Origin of the sequence: Streptomyces formicae (genome assembly GCF_002556545.1) — a bacterium.
Classification (GTDB): domain Bacteria; phylum Actinomycetota; class Actinomycetes; order Streptomycetales; family Streptomycetaceae; genus Streptomyces; species Streptomyces formicae_A.
On the sequence record NZ_CP022685.1, the window covers coordinates 1,083,101 to 1,100,537 of the forward strand.

Below are 17,437 nucleotides of genomic sequence, written 5' to 3' on the forward strand. Positions count from 1 at the left end.
TCACATGTACCCACACGTACAACGTCGCACCTACGAGGAGCGTGCCCATGTCGCCGGATCCGATCGCCGAGACCGTCGCCTCACTCATGCCGCAGGCGAAGGCGGAGCTCACCGAACTGGTGGCCTTCAAGTCGGTGGCGGACTTCGAGCAGTTCCCCAAGAGCGAGAGCGAGGCCGCCGCGAACTGGGTGGCCGACGCGCTCCGCACCGAGGGCTTCGAGGACGTCGCACTGCTCGACACCCCCGACGGGACGCAGTCGGTGTACGGCTTCCTGCCGGGCCCCGCCGGCGCCCCGACGGTCCTGCTCTACGCGCACTACGACGTGCAGCCGCCCCTCGACGAGGCCGCCTGGGCCTCCCCGCCCTTCGAGCTCACCGAGCGCGACGGGCGCTGGTACGGCCGGGGCAGCGCCGACTGCAAGGGCGGCGTCATCATGCACCTGCTCGCGCTGCGCGCCCTCAAGGCGAACGGCGGCGTGCCGGTGAACGTCAAGGTGATCGCGGAGGGCTCGGAGGAGCAGGGCACGGGCGGCCTGGAGCGGTACGCGGAGGAGCACCCCGAGCTGCTCACCGCCGACACCATCGTGATCGGCGACGCGGGCAACTTCCGGGTCGGCACGCCGACGGTGACCTCGACGCTGCGCGGCATGACGCTCGTCCGCGTCAGCGTCGACACCCTCGAAGGCAACCTGCACTCGGGCCAGTTCGGCGGCGCGGCCCCGGACGCTCTCGCGGCGCTGGTGCGGGTCCTCGACTCGCTGCGCGCCGAGGACGGCTCGACGACGGTCGACGGTCTGACCGGCGACGCCGACTGGGACGGTCTTCAGTACGAAGAGGCCGCCTTCCGCAAGGACGCCAAGGTGCTCGACGGCGTCGAGCTCATCGGCGGGGGCACGGTCGCCGACCGCATCTGGGCTCGCCCCGCCGTCACCGTCCTGGGCATCGACTGCCCGCCGGTGGTCGGCGCGACCCCGTCCGTGCAGGCGGGCGCGCGGGCGCTGATCAGCCTGCGGGTGCCGCCGGGCGTGGACGCCGTCGAGGCGACGAAGCTGCTCCAGGCACACGTGGAGGCGCACACTCCGTGGGGCGCGCGGGTGCGCACGGAGCAGATCGGTCAGGGCCAGCCGTTCCGCGCGGACACGGCGAGCCCGGCGTACGCGGCCATGGCCGAGGCGATGGGTGAGGCCTACCCGGGCGAGGAGATGCAGTACGCGGGCCAGGGCGGCTCGATCCCGCTCTGCAACACCCTCGCCTCGCTCTACCCTCAGGCGGAGATCCTGCTGATCGGCCTGAGCGAGCCCGAGGCGCAGATCCACGCGGTCAACGAGAGCGTGTCGCCCGAGGAGTTGGAGCGGCTCTCCGTCGCCGAGGCGCTGTTCCTTCGGAAGTACGCGGCGCGCTGACCGCGCCGCCTCATCCGCACGCATGACGACCTCGCCCCTCGCGGGAACCCGGACGCGGTGACGTACGACTACTGAAACGTCAACTGCTGTCTGAGCGAGGGGCGTTGGTGTGTCATGAGGATGGCTGAGGCACGGCGGAAGCCGAGTCGCCGCGGACTGTTGCGGGGCGCGGCGGCCGGCGCCGTGGGGGCGGGGGTCGTCGCCGCCGGGGGCGCGACCGGGCCCGCGTGGGCGGCTTCCGGCAACGGCGCGACGCCCGATGACGGGCGCGTCCAGGTCGCGGTGCTGCTCTACGACGGGTTCACCGCGCTGGACGCGGTGGGCCCTTTCGAGGTGCTGTGCCGGGTGCCGGGCGTGCGGGTGACGATGGTCGGCCGCGCCGGGAAGGGTCCTGTCCTCACGGACACCGGCGAGTTGAGCCTGGTCGCCGAGCGGGCGATGCGGGACGTACACAGGGCCGACGTCCTGCTTGTCCCCGGCGGCGGGAACCGGGGCGTCCTGGCGATGATGGGTGACACCGAGGTCCACGACTGGATCCGCCGCATCCACCGCCGTTCGACGTGGACGACGTCGGTGTGCACGGGTTCGCTGATCCTCGGGGCGACCGGCCTCCTGCGCGGCCTGCCCGCCACGACGTACTGGGCCTCTCGCCCGTTCCTGAAGGACGCGGGCGCGACGTACACGCCGGGGCGCTTCGTGGAGACCGGAAAGATCATCACGGCCGCCGGGGTCTCCGCCGGTATCGACATGGGGCTCCATCTCGCCTCCCGGCTCTCCGACGAGAAGGTGGCACGGGCGATGCAGCTCGCGGTCGAGTACGACCCGGATCCGCCGTACGACACCGGGAGTCCGGAGAAGGCGGACGCGGCGACGCGGGAGCTGGCGCTGAAGCTGCTGGACGACGCGGCCACCTGAGGCCGGGGCTCAGCCGCCGACCGGAACACCCGCCTCCAAATAGAGGGCGGCGCCGCGCTCCCGTGCGCGCAGGGCCCAGCGCAGCCGTTCGTAGCGAACGGCGGGCAGCAGGACGGCGGCTTCCTCCTCGGTGACGAAGCGGCAGCCGCGCAGTTCCGGTCCGGGGAGCAGCATCCGGTGGGCCTGGTCGCTGTCGAGCCGCCCCCCGTCGAAGAGGAACCGCATCCCTCCGTAGCCGGGCGGCGCGGGCGGCTCCCAGTCGGCGACGAGCAGCCGGGGAACTCCGGTGAGCCGGATGCCGGTCTCCTCGGCGACCTCGCGCACGCCCGCGCGCGCGGGGGCCTCGCCCGCTTCGACGACGCCACCGGGAAACTCCCAGCCCGCCTTGTACGTCGGGTCGACGAGCAGCACCCGGTCCCGCTCGTCGAAGAGCAGCACGCCCGCGGCGACGGTCTCCGCGGTGGGTTCGGGCGTCTGCACGATGTCGCAGACGGCGGCGGCGCCGGAGCGGATCGCCTCGGCGACGCACTCGGCGCTCTCGTACGGGGTGAGGGAGCTGGTGTCGACGCGATGGGCGTCCGCACCGAGCCATCCGGCGAGCGCCGCGCGATAGGGCTCGATGTGGTCGAACGACCACTGCCGCACGCGCAGGTCGCCGTCGGGCGTGCCACCGCCGTCCGGCAGGTCGAGCGGCACGTCACGGCCGGTTATTCGGGCGCGCAGGATCGTTTCGTCCGGGGCGAGCAGGACGTGGCGTACGGAGATCCTGCGCGAGGCGAGCCCCCCGAAGATCTCGTCGCGGTACTCCTGGCGCAGCAGCGTCATCGGCACCACAAGGACGCCGCCCACCTCGGCGAGCAGCGCGGCCGCCGTGTCGACGACGAGCCGCCGCCAGATCGGCAGGTCCTGGTAGTCGCCCACTTCGGAGAGGCGCTTGGGCGGCAGCAGGTACGGCAGGGCGCCGCCGATGACCTCGGGGTCGAAGAGCGTGCTGTTCGGGATCAGCTCGATCAGTTCCCGTGCGGCGCTGGTCTTGCCCGCACCGAACGCGCCGTTGATCCAGACGATCACGGTTCCCCCTCTTCTGTTGGCCCCCTGTGGCTTGCCCGCAACAGCCTGCCATGGAAACCAGCCGCTGACGGGGTGGCTTGTCCCGGCCGGTCGGGCCCTTTCCTATGGCCACATGGGTCGCACCGGCCCCGGCTCCATCGCGGTGCCCACCAGCTCCGTGTACGTGCGGCGCAGCACGATCAGTGACTCCTGGGCCTCGCGGTAGGCGTCCGCGTCCGGGCCGCTGCGGTGGGCGAGGGTGCGCAGGGGGGCGCAGTCGCGCTCCAGGGTGGACAGGCGGCAGCGGTGGGGGGCGGGGAGGTGGCGGCGCAGTTGTGGGCGGCTCGTGTTGCCGGGGCGGCCACCGATGCCCAGGACGGTGTCCGCCGCCAGGAGGATCGGTGGCTCCAGCGCGCCCCGTCCGGCGAGGGAGTGCAGCACGGTCCGCTGTTGTGCGGTTGTCGGCGCCATCGCCAGCTTCACTCTCTCCGTGCGCAGTTGTGTGCGCAGTACGTGCTGGATGCGGGTGAACCTGCACAGCGCCGTGGCCACCGTCTCGTCGCCGGGACCCCGGCCCGCCAGACTCTCCGCGATGCGCAGCAGCCAGATCCCCTGGGCCTCCAGGCGTACCGAGGCCAGCATCAGCCGGTCGATGCGGGACAGCGGCTGGCCCGACCGCGACCAGCGGACGATGGGGACGAGCACCTCGCCGCGGGCCAGCTGGTCGGTGGTCCTGGCGCGCTGCGACTTGTGCAGTGGGGCCCAGTTGAGCAGGGCGAGAGTGGGCAGCGCCACGAATCTCTCGTGGTCGCCCCGGTGGGCCAGCGATGACCACAGGCCGAGGAAGTCCTCGCGCGCGGCCCGCCGGGACTCGGGCGCGAGGGGGTCGAGGTCCGTCCAGCCGCAGGCCGCCGCGATGACGGCCACCCGCATCGCCGCGGCCCTGGCCCTCGGCGGCGCGAGACGGTTGACGCGCTGCCGCAGGACCGCGAGTTCGCCCGCCCTGTCCGCCCGGTCGACCAGCGCCCTCGCCTCCTCGGGAGCGCGCGCCACGGCCGCCGCGTGGGCCAGTACGTCCAGGTCGGTCCATGCCCCCGCCAGGACCTGCGCGGGCAGGCGTGCGGGCAGGAAGCCCGGCGGGCGCGGTTCGTCCGACGCCATGGGGAGATACCTTTCTGCGGGAGCGGGCCCTTCGATGGTGGGGTGTCCTTCCTGAACGCCCGCTGAGTTGTCTGAAGCGCGGCCCGGTCAGGAGCGCAGCCCGGTCAGGACCGGGCGGTGGTCGCTGCCGAGGTCCGGCAGGACCCTGGTGCCGGTCGCCCGGAGACCGCGTGTCAGGACGTGGTCGATGCGGACGACGGGGAACGCCGCGGGCCAGGTGAACCCGGGCCCCCGGCCCGCCCCTTCCCGCACGTCCGTGAGGGCGCGGGCCAGCGGGGCGAGGCCCCGGTCGCGCAAGCTGCCGTTGAGGTCGCCGAGCAGCACCACCCGCCGTGCCGGGTCGGCCTCGACCCGCTCGGCGAGTTCGGCGGCGCTCGCGTCCCGGTCGCGTACGGCGAACCCGTTGCCCGGCGTCACCCGTACCGAGGGGAGACGCACCGCGTACACGGCCGTGTCACCGCCCGGCGTACGGGCGCTGGCGCGCAGCGCGTGCGGCCAGGCGCCGCCCAGGTGCAGCGCCTCGACGTCCCTGAGCGGGTAACGCGACCACAGGCCGAGGGTGTTGCGGGTGACGTGGTGGGGATAGGTGGCGTCGAGCTGCTTCTCGTACTCCTTCATCGCTGTTCTGGGGACCTTCTCCAGGGCCACGACATCGGCGTGCGTGTCGATCACCTCGCGGGCGACTTCGCGCGGGGTGGTCCTGTCGCCGCCGACGTTGAGGGTCAGGACCTGGAAGTCGGCCTGCGCCGCGGTCCGTTCGGGGAGGAAGGCCGGGCCGAAGACGGCCGCCCAGACCGTCGCGGGGACCAGCGCGGCGGCCAGGCCCGCGCGCGAGCGGCGCAGCGCCGCCCCCAGGACGAGGCACGGGACGCCCAGGCCGAACCAGGGCAGGACGGTCTCGACGAGGCTCCCGATGTGGCCGGGCGTGTCGGGCACGACGCCGGGGAAGGCGAGCAGCCCGGCGAGGAGGAACGCGGGAAGGACGATGCGCATGAGTGGTGGTGCCGCCCGCCGCCCTCAGGTCCGGCCACCGGCCGCGCGCCGCGAGCAGGCGCCCCAGCCGACGAGGGCGAACCCCACCGCGGTCGCCGAGGCCCCGAGCAGCGCGCCGCAGATGACGTACGCCGTGGCGGGCGGGACCACGGCGGCGATGGCGAGCAGGGCGGCCGAGAGCCCGGTCAGTGCGACGGCCACCGTCCCGGACCGTGTCCGGCCGACGTGGTGCGGATTCGGCGGGTTCAGTGGGTTCGGCGGGTTCAGCGAATTCAGCGGAGTCATGAGATGCGCCTCCCAAAGGCGGTACGGCGTGGATGCGGGCGGCGTACGTTCAGGCCGCGCGGTCGGAACGGCTCTCCGCGGGCAGCAGCAGGACGCGGTCCCGCGCGTCGTACTCGAAGAGTTCGGCGTACCTGCCCCAGGCGATCGCGGTGTCGAGCCCGCGCGCCCGCGCGTGCCGCGCGCCGCTCGCGCCCAGCCGGTCGAGGAGGTAGCGCTCGCGCAGCCGCCCGCTGTCGGAGGCCGTCAGGAGCGTGCGGACGGTGGCGATGAGCGGCACGTTCGCCAGCGCGGCCGCCGCGAAGAGGTGCTTGCGCGTGAGGATGTCGGCGCGGGCGAAACCGCGCCCGGTGGCCGTCAGGGTGAGCTTCCCGGTCGCGATCCCGGCGTAGGCGAGCAGCTCGGCCGCCTCGATGAGCGGCATCAGATCGTCCACCTCGTACGACAACGCGTCGGCCAGGACGGCGAGTTCGACGGCGCCGCCCCGGCCGTCCACCTCTTCGAGCAGACCGGCGAGGGTGTCCACCTCGGCGCGCGGCAGCGGCACCGAGCCCCACAGCGGATCGTGCCCCTCCACGCCCGCGGTCCCGGAGCGCTCGCCCGTCAGGGCCTCGTACGCGTCCTCGACGAGGGTGCCGAAGCCGGGGGTGTGGCGGTGGCGGGGCCGCGGCAGGTCCACCGGAAGGACGCGCTGGATGGTGCCGGGATCGGTGCCGAGGACGAGGATCCGGTCGGCGAGCTGGACGGCCTCCTCGATGGAGTGGGTGACCAGGAGGGCGGTGCGGGTGGGGCTTTCGGGGTGGGTGAGCAGTTCGAGGAGTTCGTTGCGGAGCGTCTGCGCGGTCAGGACGTCGAGCGCCGAGAACGGCTCGTCCATCAGGAGCACGTCCGGCTCCACGACCAGGGCGCGGGCGAACCCGACGCGCTGGCGCATGCCGCCGGAGAGCTCCTTGGGGTAGGCGTTCTCGAAGCCGTCGAGGCCGACCATGTCGATGGCGCCGAGCGCCCGCTCCCTGCGCTCGGCGGCCGCCACTCCCCTTGCCTGCAACCCGAGTTCGACGTTCTGCTGCACGGTCAGCCAGGGCATCAGGGCGAACGACTGGAAGAGCATGGCCGTGCCGGGATTGGGGCCGTTCACCTGACTGCCCCGGTAGTGCACGGTCCCGCCGGTGGGGGCGAGGAGCCCCGCGATGTGGCGCAGCAGCGTCGACTTGCCCGAGCCCGACTTGCCGAGGAGCGCGACGACTTCGCCCTCGTGCAGCGTGAGGTCGATGTCCTGGAGGACGGGAAGGCGCTCCCCGCCGGGTGCGGTGAAGTCCTTGGAGAGACCGGTCACGGTGATGACCGGGGTGCGGGCGGCGGGGTCCCGCTCGCTGACGATCGCCGAGGTGGTGGCGGACGCGTTCATGGGGGCGCTCCTCAGGGGTGCGGTGGGGTGACGGGGGTGGGTGGCGCCGGTGCCCGGGCCGAGCAAGCAGTGCCGGATCACGAGGCGGTGCCGGGTCACAGCGCGCACCGTTTCTGCGCGTAGCGGTACAGACGGCGCCAGAGCAGCCGGTTGATGACGACGACGTACACGCTCATCACGACCGCGCCGAGGAAGTTGCGGGCGAAGTCGCCCGAGTCCGTGGCCTGGGTGATGTAGGCGCCGATGCCGACGGCGGTCAGGGTGGTGGTGCCGTACGAGACCGACTCGCCCGGGATGGAGGCGTTCCAGGCGCCGCCGGACGCCGTCAGGGCGCCGGTCGTGTACGAGGGGAACACCGCGGGCAGGATCAGTCGCTTCCAGCGCAGCCAGCCCTTCAGCCCCAGGTCGTCGGCCGCCTCGCGCAGATCGCCGGGGATGGAGCTGGCGCCCGCGATGACGTTGAACAGGACGTACCACTGCGCGCCGAGCGCCATCAGGGCGATCGCGCCCCAGTTGAGGGAGATGCCGGAGGCGCCGAGCACCACGACGGCCAGCGGGAAGAGGAAGTTGGACGGGAAGGAGGCGAGGACCTGCACGACGGGCTGGGCGATCCGGTTGACCTTGGGGTTCATCCCGATCCAGGCGCCGATCGGCACCCACACCAGGGTGGAGAAGACCACCAGGGCCATGACCCGGCCGTAGGTGATGAGGGCGAGCCAGGCCGCGTGCCCGATCTCGCCGACCGGCACGTTGTCGAGGATGTACGCGAACGCCCGCCACACGATCAGGCCGACGGCCGCCGCGTAGAGCACGTGGAAGACCAGGTCGGCACGCCGGCGGCGGACCGGGTCGTGGCGCAGCCACCCGGGGCTCGTGCCGAGGACGCGCATGGCCCGGTCGAGCCGCTCCCCGGCCGGGCGCAGCACGCGGCCCAGCAGCGCGGGCAGGGTGGAGCGGCGCAGCAGGTTCAGGAACCAGCTGCGGGGCTGCTCGGCGATCTCGCAGTCCTCGGTGCGGAACCGCTCGGCCCACGCCGTGATGGGCCGCCAGAAGAAGAAGTTGACGGAGACGACCATCGTGATCATGACGAGGACGGCCAGGGCGACGCGGGTGCCCTGGCCGTTGTCCAGGGCCTGCGCCACGTAGGAGCCCACGCCCGGCAGGCCGTTGTCCTTGCCGTGGACGCTGATCGTCTCGGAGGCGGAGAGCGCGAACCAGGCGGCACCGAAGCTGATCATGCCGTTCCAGACCTGGGCGATCATGCCGCTGGGCACGTCCACCTTCCAGAACCGCTGCCAGCGGGTGAGCCGCATGAGCCGCGCGGCCTCGTCCAGTTCCCTGGACTGGGTGGTGAGCGACTGGTAGAAGGCCATCGCCATGTTCCACACGAGGGCGGTGAACACCGCGAAGACCGAGGCGAGTTCGAGCCCGAGCGTGGAGTGCGGGAACATCGCGATGAACCCGGTGACGGTGATGCTCAGGAAGGTGAGCACCGGCACCGACTGGAGGATGTCGACGGCGGGCACGATGACCTTGGCCGCGCGCCGCGAGCGGGCCGCCCAGGTGCCGAAGACGAGGGTGAACAGGACCGCGGGCACCAGGCCCGCGAACATCCGGAGCAGCGAACGGCCCGCGTAGTAGGGCAGTTGGCCGGGATCGGTGGAGACGACGGGCGGTGCGGCGGCGTCGTACGGCTGGTCGGCCGACGCGCCGATCCGGGCGGCGCAGAAGAAGACGGCCACGACGCCGAGCAGTACGAGGAGGTCGACGGGGCGCATGCGGGCGACGCGCACGGCGCCGCGGGAGGGGAACTGACGGAGCTTCGACATGAGGGGAACCCGGTGGGTAGTACGGACCCGGCTGCGGCGGTGACGCGGCGCGGTGTCATCGGGTGACGGCGCGGCGGCACGGCGGCGGGACGCCGCGCCCAGCGGAACGCGCTAGCGGACGCGGCGGCGGAGCGCGCGACTAGGAGGGTCGCCGTAGGGCACAACGACCACCTCCTCAGCTCTTCGGCGGGCCCGGACCACCCCGGGCCGCACGTACGGCACGCTCGTCGCACCGCCTCTCCACCATGCGGCGGGGAGGCTGAACACCGGCTGAGGCACCTGAAGCCCGCTTCAGGACGGACGGGCGCCGCCGCCCTTCCTGAGCGCGTCTTCAGGATCTTCAGAGAGGGCTCAGCAGGCCGGACCTATCCTGACGGTTCTCACCCCATTTACTAGATATGTGATATTTGAGCCGTGAAGATCCTGGTCATCGAGGACGAGCATGCGCTCGCCGACACCCTGCGCCGGGCCATCTCGTCGGACGGCCACTGGGTCGACGTCGCCCATGACGGACACTCCGGCCTCGAGCTGGCGCTGACCGGCGGCTACGACGTGATCGTGCTCGACCTGATGCTGCCCGGCCTCAGCGGTCTCGAAGTCTGTCGGCGGCTGCGCAGCCTCGACGACCACGCGCTCGTCCTCATCCTGACCGCCAAGGACGGCGAGTACGACGAGGCCGACGGGCTCGACGCGGGCGCGGACGACTATCTGACCAAGCCGTTCTCGCTCGTCGTGCTGCTCGCGCGGCTGCGCGCGCTCGGCCGTCGCGCCGGGCGCGAGCGGGCCTCGACGCTCCAGGTCGGCGATCTGACGCTGGACGTCGGCGCCCGCCTCTGCAAGCGCGGCGAGCGATCGGTCGAGCTGACCGCGCGGGAGGTCGACGTACTCGGCTGTCTGATGGCGGCGGGCGGCGGCACGGTCTCCAAGCAGGGCATCCTCGACGAGGTCTGGGCATCGCCCGCGGATCTCGATCCCAACATCGTCGAGGTGTACGTCAGCTCCCTGCGCAAGAAGATCGACGCGCCCTTCGACCGCCACACGATCCGCACCGTGCGCGGCGTCGGCTACCGGCTGGCACCCGATGGGCCCTGAACCGGCCGGTCCCGAGCCGACCCGCCGTTTCCGCCCCCGCTGGCCCTGGCCCCGCACCCTGCGGGCCAGAGCCACCGCCGCCGCCGTACTGACGATGGTGCTCGCCCTCGCCGTCGGCGGCGGCTGGCTCTACCTCACGCTGCGCGACAACGTCCTGGACAACGCGGCGGACCGCACCGAGCTCGCCGCACGGCAGACCGTCGCGGCCCTGATGACCGGGAAGGACGAGCTCCCCTCCGACCTGCCCGAGCCGGACGACGGGGTCGACGCGGTGCTCGTCCTGGACGCCCGCGGCCGCGCCCTGGCCAGCACCGCCCCCGACCCGGCGGCCCGCGCCGCGCGCCTCGCGGACTTCCGCCCCGCACGCGGCGAGGACTCCGCCGTGCGCGAGCTGTCCGAGAGCGAGGCGGCCGCCAGCCACCGCAGTGTGGTGGCCGTGGTGCGCGCGCCCTCACCGCAGGGCGACCGCTACGTCTACGCGCTGACCATGCTGAACGCCGAGTCCGACGCAAGTCACGCGCTCGCCGTCACCCTGCTGGTCGGCGGCCCGCTGGTGGTCGTCCTCACCGGCCTCATCTCCTGGAGCGTGACCGGGTCGGCCCTGCGGCCCGTCGAGGCCATCCGCAGGGAACTCGCCGCCGTCACGGCCGACCGGCTCAGCCGCCGGGTGCCCGCGCCGGGCGGCAAGGACGAGATCACCCGGCTCGCCCGTACGGTCAACGACACCCTGGAACGCCTGGAGCGCTCGGTCACCCTGCAACGCCAGTTCGTCGCCGACGCCTCGCACGAGCTGCGCAACCCCATCGCGGCCGTCCGCGCCGAACTCGAACTGGCCCTCCTGCGCCAGGACCCCGAGGAGACGGTGGCCTCGCTGCGGCAGGCCCTCGCGAGCACCGTACGACTGGAGCGGATCGCCGCCGACCTGCTGCTCCTGGCCCGCCTCGACGCACAGCAGGCGCCGAAGGCCCCGCAGACCGCGGCGACGCCCCTGGTGGACCTGTCGCTGCTCACCGCCGAGGAGATCGCGCGGCGCCGTTCGGCCCGGGTCCCGCTGCGCCTCACGGCCGACGAACCCGTGTCCGTGCGCGGGGACAGCGGTCAGTTGGAGCGGCTCCTCGCCAATCTGCTCGACAACGCCCAGCGCTTCGCGGTCTCCGAGGTCCGCGTCACCACGCGGACCGATCCGGCGAGCGGCACGGCCGTGCTCGAAGTGGCCGACGACGGGCCCGGCATCCCGCCCGAGGCCGCGGAGAAGGTCTTCGACCGGTTCGCGCGCCTGGAGGAGGACCGCAACCGGGACCGCGGGGGAACCGGGCTCGGCCTGGCCATCGCCCGCGAGATCGCGCAGGCGCACGGCGGGAGCCTGCGCGTGGCCCCCGGCCCGCACGGCGCCCTCCTCGTGCTGCGCCTCCCGGCCGCGGACGTGTGACGCCGCCCTTCCCGAAGATCCCTTCTCCCTTTCCTGAAGACCCCTTCCGGTTCCTCAGAATCCCCTCAGCAAAGCGCCCGCAGGATCGTCCCCATGTCCCTGCACCGAGCAACCGGCCCCCGGCACCGCGCGCGTGCCCACCCGGCGCGACGGCGTTCGCGCCGGGCCCGTCTGCTGCGCACGCTGCTCATCCTGACCGCCGTCCTGGTGCTCGGCGGCGGCGCGGCGGCCTGGTACCTGTACCGCGAGCTGGACAGCATCGGCTCGTCGGCCGCCCTCGGCCCCGACGCGCCCAAGTCCACGGACGGCTCAACGAACATCCTGCTCATGGGCCTGGACACCCGGAAGGACCAGAACGGCGACGAGCTCCCCCATGACGTCCTGAAGAAGCTCCACGCGGGCAGCTCGGAGATCGGCGGCTACAACGCCAACACGCTGATCCTCCTGCACGTCCCCGCGGGCGGCGGCAAGGCCAAGGGCTTCTCCATCCCGCGCGACGACCTCGTCGACATTCCGGGGCACGGCAAGGACAAGATCAAGAAGGCGTACGGCCTGGCCAAGGCGGACGAGGAGGAGCGGCTGCTCAAGCGCGGCGTGAAGGACCGGCACGAGCTGGAGCAGGCGGGACGTGAAGCGGGCAGGCGCTCCCAGATCGAGACGGTACGGACCTTCCTCGGCGTGCCCGTCGACCACTTCGCCGAGGTGAACCTCGCGGGCTTCTACCATCTGGCCGACGCCCTCGGCGGTGTCGAGGTCTGCCTCAACCACCCCGTCGAGGACCGCTATTCGGGCGCCGACTTCCCCGCGGGAAAGCAGAAGCTGAACGCCCAGGAGGCACTGGCCTTCGTACGCCAGCGGCACGGTCTGACCCGCGGCGATCTGGACCGCACCCGCCGCCAGCAGGCCTTCCTCGCCTCTGCGCTGCACCAGGCCAACAGCCTGGGCACGCTGACCAACCCCGGCCGCCTCCTGGACCTCAAGGACGTGGTCAAGGAGAACGTGGTGCTCGACAAGGGCTGGGGCGTCCTCTCCTTCGTCAAGGAGGCCAGGAGCCTGACGGGCGGCAACGTGGAGTTCACGACCCTGCCGGTGGAGTCCTTCGCCAAGCACAACGGCGAGGACGTCAACATCGTCGACCGCGACCTGGTGCGCCGACGCGTCCAGGAACAGACAGGACAGCTCAAACCCGCGCACGGCGCGCGGAAGGACGGCGGGGGCGAGGACTCCGGTCACGACGACCCCAAGGTCTCCGGTGGCGGTGTGCCGTGCGTGGACTGAACCTCCGGCGCACCGAAGCGGTGCTGCTCGCGCTCGCCGTCGCCGTCGTCGTCCTCGGACACGCGAGCGCGGGCCTCGCGCTCAGCGGCGAGCTACCCGGCCAACTGGCCGGCTTCGCCGCGTCCCAGGTCTGTCTGGCCGCCGCCGCGCACCTCGCCGTACGCCGCTATACGCCGTACGCGGATCCGCTCGTCCTCCCGCTCGCCTTCCTGCTCACCGGCCTCAGTCTGGTGCTGCTCGCCCGCCTGGACCCGGCGTACGCCGCGCGCTACGACTCGGCGCCCGCGAGCACCGGGCAGCTCGTGTGGACCGTCCTGGCGGTGGCCGCCGCCATCCTGCTCCTGAGGTTCCTGCGCAACTACCGTCGGCTGCAGCGCTATCTGTACGTCGCGATGGCGGTGTCGCTCGCCCTCCTGATGGCGCCCGCGTTCTTCCCCGGCGACACCTACGGCGCCAAGCGCTGGGTCTACCTCGGCCCGTTCTCCTTCCAGCCGGGCGAGTTCGCCAAGGTCACCATCGTGATCTTCTTCGCGGCCTTCCTGGTGCCGCGGCGCGACGCGCTGGCCCTCACCGGACGTCGCGTGCTCGGCCTGACCCTGCCGCACGGCAGGCACTTCGGTCCGATCGCCGCCGTGTGGCTGCTGAGCCTGCTCGTGCTGGTCTTCGAACGCGACCTGGGCACCTCGCTGCTCTTCTTCGGCGTCTTCATCGTGATGCTCTACATCGCCACGGAGCGCACCAGTTGGGTGGTGTGCGGGATCGCCATGGCGGCCGTCGGCGCCACCGCGGTCGGCGCGACGGAACCGCACGTACGCGGCCGGATCCTCGCCTGGCTGCACCCCTTCGACATCTACCTGCCGCCCGACCAGCGCCCGCCGGGCCTCGTCTCCGACCAGGCGGCACAGGCCCTCTTCGGCTTCGGCAGCGGCGGCGTCACCGGGACCGGGCTCGGGCAGGGGCACCCCGAACTCATCGGGTTCGCCGGGCGCAGCGACTTCATCCTCACCACCGTCGGCGAGGAGCTCGGGCTCGCCGGGATGATGGCCGTGCTGCTGCTCTACACCCTGCTCGTCCAGCGTGGCCTGCGTACGGCCATCGCCTGCGACAACCCGTTCGGGAAGCTGCTCGCCGCGGGGCTCTCCCTGGTGCTCGCGCTCCAGGTCTTCATCGTGACGGCGGGCGTGACCGGCCTCATGCCGTTCACCGGCAAGGCGTTGCCGTTCCTCGCGCAGGGCGGGTCGTCGATGGTCGCGAACTGGCTTCTCGTCTCGCTGCTCCTGGTCGTGAGCCATCAGGCGGGCGCGAAGCACCGGGCCCGGGAGGACCAGTTCCGTGACGACGTACAGGAAACCGCCAGCGCCTCACCCGAACTGTCAAGGATTTAGAGACCACTTCACCCCATCGTGTGGTGCGGCGCTTCCATGAATCGTTCCCGCACGCCAGAGTGCGCCAGTGCCCGCTAGCGTGATCCGACAGACGCCCCGGCCCCCGGCGATCTCAAGGAAACGACAGGCCCGCCGCGTCTCCCTCCCCAGGAGTGCGGCGCCGGCGCTGGGGGGATGGATGCTTCAAACAGAGCTGGGCACGTACGAACCAGAGGAATCCGATCGGCCGCCGAGCGTGTACGGGCTCGACGGGGCGATCGTGGTCGAACTGCGCGGAGACATGGACCTCGTGGCCTACCAGCGGACGGTGTCGCTGATGGATGCCGCCGCCTCGGGCTCCGAACCGCTGGTCGTCGTCGACCTGAGCCGGGTCACCTTCTTCGACTGCTCCGGCATCTCCCTGCTGATGCGGACCCGTCGGCGGGTGCGCGGCAGGGGCGGCCACCTGCGCGTGGTGTGCACGGATCCGCTGACCCTGCGCATGCTGCGCATCACCAGGCTCACCTCGGCCCTGTCCCCCGCGCCGTCACTGGGGGCGGCGCTGCGCGGGCCGTTCGACGAGACCTAGACGTCCGGCGCGGCCTCCTCGCGGACCCACTCGACGGTCCTAGTCGTGGTCCGACTCGTGGCGCCGCTGGTAGCGGCCGCGCCAACGCGGCGTCGCGGCACCGCCCATGACCGTCATCACCACGTCGTGGGCCAGTGAGTCCGTGACGGGCAGGTGCCCGAAGAGCACCCGGTGGTACGTGGTGGCGCCGAGCAGGTCGAGGAGCAGGTCGATGTCCGCGTCGGCGCGGATGTCGCCCCGCTCGATGCCGCGCCGCAGCGCGGCCTCGGTGGTCGCGCGGCGCGGACGGAAGATCGTCTCCGTGAACACCCGGTCCAGCGCAGGGTCGTCGGCCAGGTCGGCCATCAGCGCCGGGAGCGTACGCCGCCCGAGACGTCCGCCGAAGGCGCGGCTGAGGGTGTCGATCCCCTCGATCAGATCGCAGTGCGTGCAGCCGGTGTCGGGCGTGGGTGCCGTGCCCATCGTGTCGGCGAGCGCCGCGATGACCAGGTGCTGCCGGGAGGCCCAACGGCGCCTGATCGCGGGCTTGGTGGTCCCGGCGCGGCGCGCCACCGCCTCCATCGTCAGGCCGGGATAGCCGACGTCCTCCAGCAGCTCCTGCGTCGCCGAGAGGATCGCGTCGTCGAGCCGGGTGTCGCGCGGGCGTCCCGCGGGGCGGGTGGCGGCGCGGGACGCGGGATCGGGTGTTGCCATGCGAAGCAGTATAGGTAGCATGTGATTTCGTTCCGATCCGGATCGAAACGTAACTCACCATGCAAGGAGCTCGCCTTGTCCGAGCAGGAGTCGACCGCCGACCGCGTGCGCACGGAGCCCACGTCCTTGACCGAGACGCCCCAGGGGCCCCAGCGCGGGAAGGCCCACGAGAGCGTGCTGGGCGGCCGCTATGCCGCGCTGACCTGGGGAATCGTCCTGTCGGTCGGCCTGGTGGCCTTCGAGTCGATGGGCGTGGCCACCGTCCTCCCCGAGATCGCCGGGAACCTCGGCGGCCTGGGGGCCTACGGCTGGGGCCTGTCCGCCCTGATGCTGGCCAATCTGATCGGTACGGTCGCGGCGGGCCGGGCCGCCGACCTGCGCGGCCCCGCCCGCCCGCTGGCCATCGGCCTCACCGTCTTCGCCGTCGGCTGCGCGGTCGCCGGTGCCGCGCCCAACTGGCCGCTCTTCCTCGCCGGGCGCTTCCTCCAGGGCCTCGGCGTCGGCGCCGTCATGGCCCTCGCGTACACCGCGATCGCCCTGGCCTATCCGCAGCACCTGCGGGCGCGGATGTTCGCGCTCGTCTCGGGCGCCTGGACGCTGCCCTCGCTGATCGGTCCGACGATCGCGGCGATGATCGCCGACGGGGCCTCGTGGCGCGGCGTGTTCGTCCTCCTGCTCCCCCTCGTCGTCCTGGCGGCCGCGCTCGCCCTGACACCGCTGCGCCGCCTGGGCGGGCCCGATCCCGCCCCGGCCGGGGAGCCTGGACCGTGGTGGGCCACGCCGATCGCGCGCAGCGTGCTGCTCGCGCTGGGCACGGCCCTCTTCCTCGCCGGTCTCGAACTCCGCACCGTCGCCCTGCTGATTCCGCTGGCCGCGGTCGGCGCCGTCGTCGCGGTCGGCGCCCTGCGCTCGGTCACCCCGCCCGGCACGCTCACCGTGCGGCGCGGAGTGCCGACCGGGGTGGTACTGCGGTTCCTGCTGTGCGGCGCGTACTTCGGCAGCGAGGCGTTCCTGCCCCTGGGCCTGGTCGAACTGCGGGAGTTGAGCGCCACGGAGGCCGGGCTCGGGCTCTCGGCGGGCGCGATCACCTGGGTGGCGGGCGCGGCCTGGCAGGGCAGGGCGGACAGCCGCTGGAGCGGGCGGTCGCGCGCGGTGCCGATCGCTGCGGGGTTCGCGGTGCTGCTCGTCGGCATCGTGGTGATGGCCCTGGGCATCCTGGTGGACACGACACCGGCGCTGACGGCCGTCGCGGGCTGGGCGATCGGCGGCGCGGGCATGGGCGTCGCCTTCAACGCGGCGACGACCGACACCATGGAACAGGCCGCGGCCGACCGGCAGGGCGAGGCGAGCGGCTCGATGCAACTGGCGCAGACGCTCGCGGTGGCGGTCCTCAGCGGCCTGGGCGGCGCGGCGGTCGCCCTCTCCGATGCCCATGGCTCCTCGATCACGACCGCGTTGACGGCGACGTTCGCGCTGACCGGGGCGTTGGCGGCGGCAGGGGTCCTGGTGGCTCGCCGGATCAGGGGCGGGACGGTGTGAGGGGAGCACCGCCCCCGTGACGTACGACCGCTCGCGCACGCCGTCGCGGCGGACGGGTCGCATCCCGGGCCGTCGTCACGCAGTGCCACCTTCCAGCGCGCGCGAAGCGGGTCGGCGGCCTACGTTGATCGGGTAACCGAACGGCATCGTAAGGAGCGGTCATGGGTGACGACGGCAACATGGACAAGCTCAAGGGCAAGGCCAAGGAAATGCTCGGCAAGGCCAGCGGCGACGAGCGCAAGGAAGCCGAGGGCAAGACCGACCAGGCCAAGGGCGGCGTCAAGGACACGATGGACTCCCTGAAGGAGCGCGCGGAGGGCATGAAGGACTCCCTCAAGCGCGACGACTCCTGACGCTCCGCGCAGAGCCCCGCCGCTGGCCGGCGGGGCTCTGGCGTGTGCCGGGCGGCTCG

At 72.6% G+C, this 17,437-nt stretch carries 16 protein-coding genes; 9 read left to right on the forward strand and 7 right to left on the reverse strand.

Annotated features, from left to right (window positions below; genetic code table 11):
• Positions 1 to 47: 47 nt before the first annotated feature.
• Complete coding sequence (locus KY5_RS04330; RefSeq protein ID WP_098240935.1) at positions 48 to 1,403, forward strand: dipeptidase; 1,356 nt, start codon at positions 48 to 50, stop codon at positions 1,401 to 1,403.
• Between the two features lie 120 nt (positions 1,404 to 1,523).
• Positions 1,524 to 2,318: a DJ-1/PfpI family protein gene (locus tag KY5_RS04335; protein WP_098240936.1), complete on the forward strand. Its 795-nt coding sequence runs from the start codon at positions 1,524 to 1,526 to the stop codon at positions 2,316 to 2,318.
• A gap of 9 nt (positions 2,319 to 2,327) precedes the next feature.
• On the opposite strand, the gene KY5_RS04340 is transcribed toward KY5_RS04335, so the two are convergent.
• The 6 genes from KY5_RS04340 to KY5_RS04365 form a co-directional block, all read right to left on the reverse strand.
• Positions 2,328 to 3,389 (reverse strand): NUDIX hydrolase, encoded by a 1,062-nt coding sequence (locus tag KY5_RS04340; RefSeq protein WP_098240937.1) that lies wholly within the window; start codon positions 3,387 to 3,389, stop codon positions 2,328 to 2,330.
• Positions 3,390 to 3,491: 102 nt separating this feature from the next.
• On the reverse strand, positions 3,492 to 4,529 hold the full coding sequence (locus KY5_RS04345) for a hypothetical protein (protein WP_098240938.1): 1,038 nt from the start codon (positions 4,527 to 4,529) through the stop codon (positions 3,492 to 3,494).
• 87 nt (positions 4,530 to 4,616) lie between these two features.
• Positions 4,617 to 5,522 (reverse strand): endonuclease/exonuclease/phosphatase family protein, encoded by a 906-nt coding sequence (locus KY5_RS04350; RefSeq protein ID WP_098240939.1) that lies wholly within the window; start codon positions 5,520 to 5,522, stop codon positions 4,617 to 4,619.
• A gap of 24 nt (positions 5,523 to 5,546) precedes the next feature.
• Positions 5,547 to 5,723, reverse strand: coding sequence for a hypothetical protein (locus KY5_RS04355; protein WP_159072486.1), 177 nt, complete (start codon positions 5,721 to 5,723; stop codon positions 5,547 to 5,549).
• 133 nt (positions 5,724 to 5,856) lie between these two features.
• Positions 5,857 to 7,212 (reverse strand): nitrate/sulfonate/bicarbonate ABC transporter ATP-binding protein, encoded by a 1,356-nt coding sequence (locus KY5_RS04360; RefSeq protein WP_098240941.1) that lies wholly within the window; start codon positions 7,210 to 7,212, stop codon positions 5,857 to 5,859.
• A gap of 95 nt (positions 7,213 to 7,307) precedes the next feature.
• Complete coding sequence (locus KY5_RS04365; protein WP_098240942.1) at positions 7,308 to 9,041, reverse strand: ABC transporter permease; 1,734 nt, start codon at positions 9,039 to 9,041, stop codon at positions 7,308 to 7,310.
• Positions 9,042 to 9,455: 414 nt separating this feature from the next.
• On the opposite strand from KY5_RS04365, the gene KY5_RS04370 reads away from it, so the two are divergent.
• From KY5_RS04370 to KY5_RS04390, 5 genes are all read left to right on the forward strand, one after another.
• Positions 9,456 to 10,133 carry a response regulator transcription factor gene (locus KY5_RS04370; protein ID WP_098240943.1) on the forward strand — a complete coding sequence of 226 codons (678 nt, stop codon included), beginning with the start codon at positions 9,456 to 9,458 and terminating at the stop codon, positions 10,131 to 10,133.
• Complete coding sequence (locus KY5_RS04375; RefSeq protein ID WP_098240944.1) at positions 10,123 to 11,562, forward strand: sensor histidine kinase; 1,440 nt, start codon at positions 10,123 to 10,125, stop codon at positions 11,560 to 11,562. The genes KY5_RS04370 and KY5_RS04375 overlap by 11 nt, the downstream gene beginning before the upstream one ends.
• Positions 11,563 to 11,655: 93 nt before the next feature.
• Complete coding sequence (locus KY5_RS04380) at positions 11,656 to 12,840, forward strand: LCP family protein (RefSeq protein ID WP_199842927.1); 1,185 nt, start codon at positions 11,656 to 11,658, stop codon at positions 12,838 to 12,840.
• Entirely contained in the window at positions 12,828 to 14,225 is a 1,398-nt protein-coding gene (locus KY5_RS04385) for an FtsW/RodA/SpoVE family cell cycle protein (protein WP_234362610.1), read from the forward strand. The genes KY5_RS04380 and KY5_RS04385 overlap by 13 nt, the downstream gene beginning before the upstream one ends.
• 178 nt (positions 14,226 to 14,403) lie before the next feature.
• Positions 14,404 to 14,793 carry an STAS domain-containing protein gene (locus tag KY5_RS04390; protein ID WP_098240945.1) on the forward strand — a complete coding sequence of 130 codons (390 nt, stop codon included), beginning with the start codon at positions 14,404 to 14,406 and terminating at the stop codon, positions 14,791 to 14,793.
• A gap of 39 nt (positions 14,794 to 14,832) precedes the next feature.
• Here the strand turns inward: KY5_RS04390 and KY5_RS04395 are convergent, their stop codons facing one another.
• Entirely contained in the window at positions 14,833 to 15,486 is a 654-nt protein-coding gene (locus KY5_RS04395; RefSeq protein ID WP_098240946.1) for a TetR/AcrR family transcriptional regulator, read from the reverse strand.
• Between the two features lie 75 nt (positions 15,487 to 15,561).
• On the opposite strand from KY5_RS04395, the gene KY5_RS04400 reads away from it, so the two are divergent.
• Both KY5_RS04400 and KY5_RS04405 read left to right on the forward strand, forming a co-directional pair.
• On the forward strand, positions 15,562 to 17,025 hold the full coding sequence (locus KY5_RS04400; RefSeq protein ID WP_234362611.1) for an MFS transporter: 1,464 nt from the start codon (positions 15,562 to 15,564) through the stop codon (positions 17,023 to 17,025).
• A 161-nt stretch (positions 17,026 to 17,186) separates the two neighbouring features.
• Positions 17,187 to 17,378: a CsbD family protein gene (locus tag KY5_RS04405; RefSeq protein WP_098240947.1), complete on the forward strand. Its 192-nt coding sequence runs from the start codon at positions 17,187 to 17,189 to the stop codon at positions 17,376 to 17,378.
• Positions 17,379 to 17,437: the final 59 nt, after the last annotated feature.

Excerpts from the sequence above, each read along its gene's own strand:
- KY5_RS04390 (WP_098240945.1), top strand. The coding sequence starts at position 14,404 with ATGCTTCAAACAGAGCTGGGCACGTACGAACCAGAGGAATCCGATCGG.
- KY5_RS04360 (WP_098240941.1), bottom strand. The coding sequence starts at position 7,212 with ATGAACGCGTCCGCCACCACCTCGGCGATCGTCAGCGAGCGGGACCCC.
- KY5_RS04330 (WP_098240935.1), top strand. The coding sequence starts at position 48 with ATGTCGCCGGATCCGATCGCCGAGACCGTCGCCTCACTCATGCCGCAG.
- KY5_RS04335 (WP_098240936.1), top strand. The coding sequence starts at position 1,524 with ATGGCTGAGGCACGGCGGAAGCCGAGTCGCCGCGGACTGTTGCGGGGC.
- KY5_RS04395 (WP_098240946.1), bottom strand. The coding sequence starts at position 15,486 with ATGGCAACACCCGATCCCGCGTCCCGCGCCGCCACCCGCCCCGCGGGA.
- KY5_RS04380 (WP_199842927.1), top strand. The coding sequence starts at position 11,656 with ATGTCCCTGCACCGAGCAACCGGCCCCCGGCACCGCGCGCGTGCCCAC.
- KY5_RS04405 (WP_098240947.1), top strand. The coding sequence starts at position 17,187 with ATGGGTGACGACGGCAACATGGACAAGCTCAAGGGCAAGGCCAAGGAA.
- KY5_RS04365 (WP_098240942.1), bottom strand. The coding sequence starts at position 9,041 with ATGTCGAAGCTCCGTCAGTTCCCCTCCCGCGGCGCCGTGCGCGTCGCC.
- KY5_RS04375 (WP_098240944.1), top strand. The coding sequence starts at position 10,123 with ATGGGCCCTGAACCGGCCGGTCCCGAGCCGACCCGCCGTTTCCGCCCC.
- KY5_RS04345 (WP_098240938.1), bottom strand. The coding sequence starts at position 4,529 with ATGGCGTCGGACGAACCGCGCCCGCCGGGCTTCCTGCCCGCACGCCTG.
- KY5_RS04350 (WP_098240939.1), bottom strand. The coding sequence starts at position 5,522 with ATGCGCATCGTCCTTCCCGCGTTCCTCCTCGCCGGGCTGCTCGCCTTC.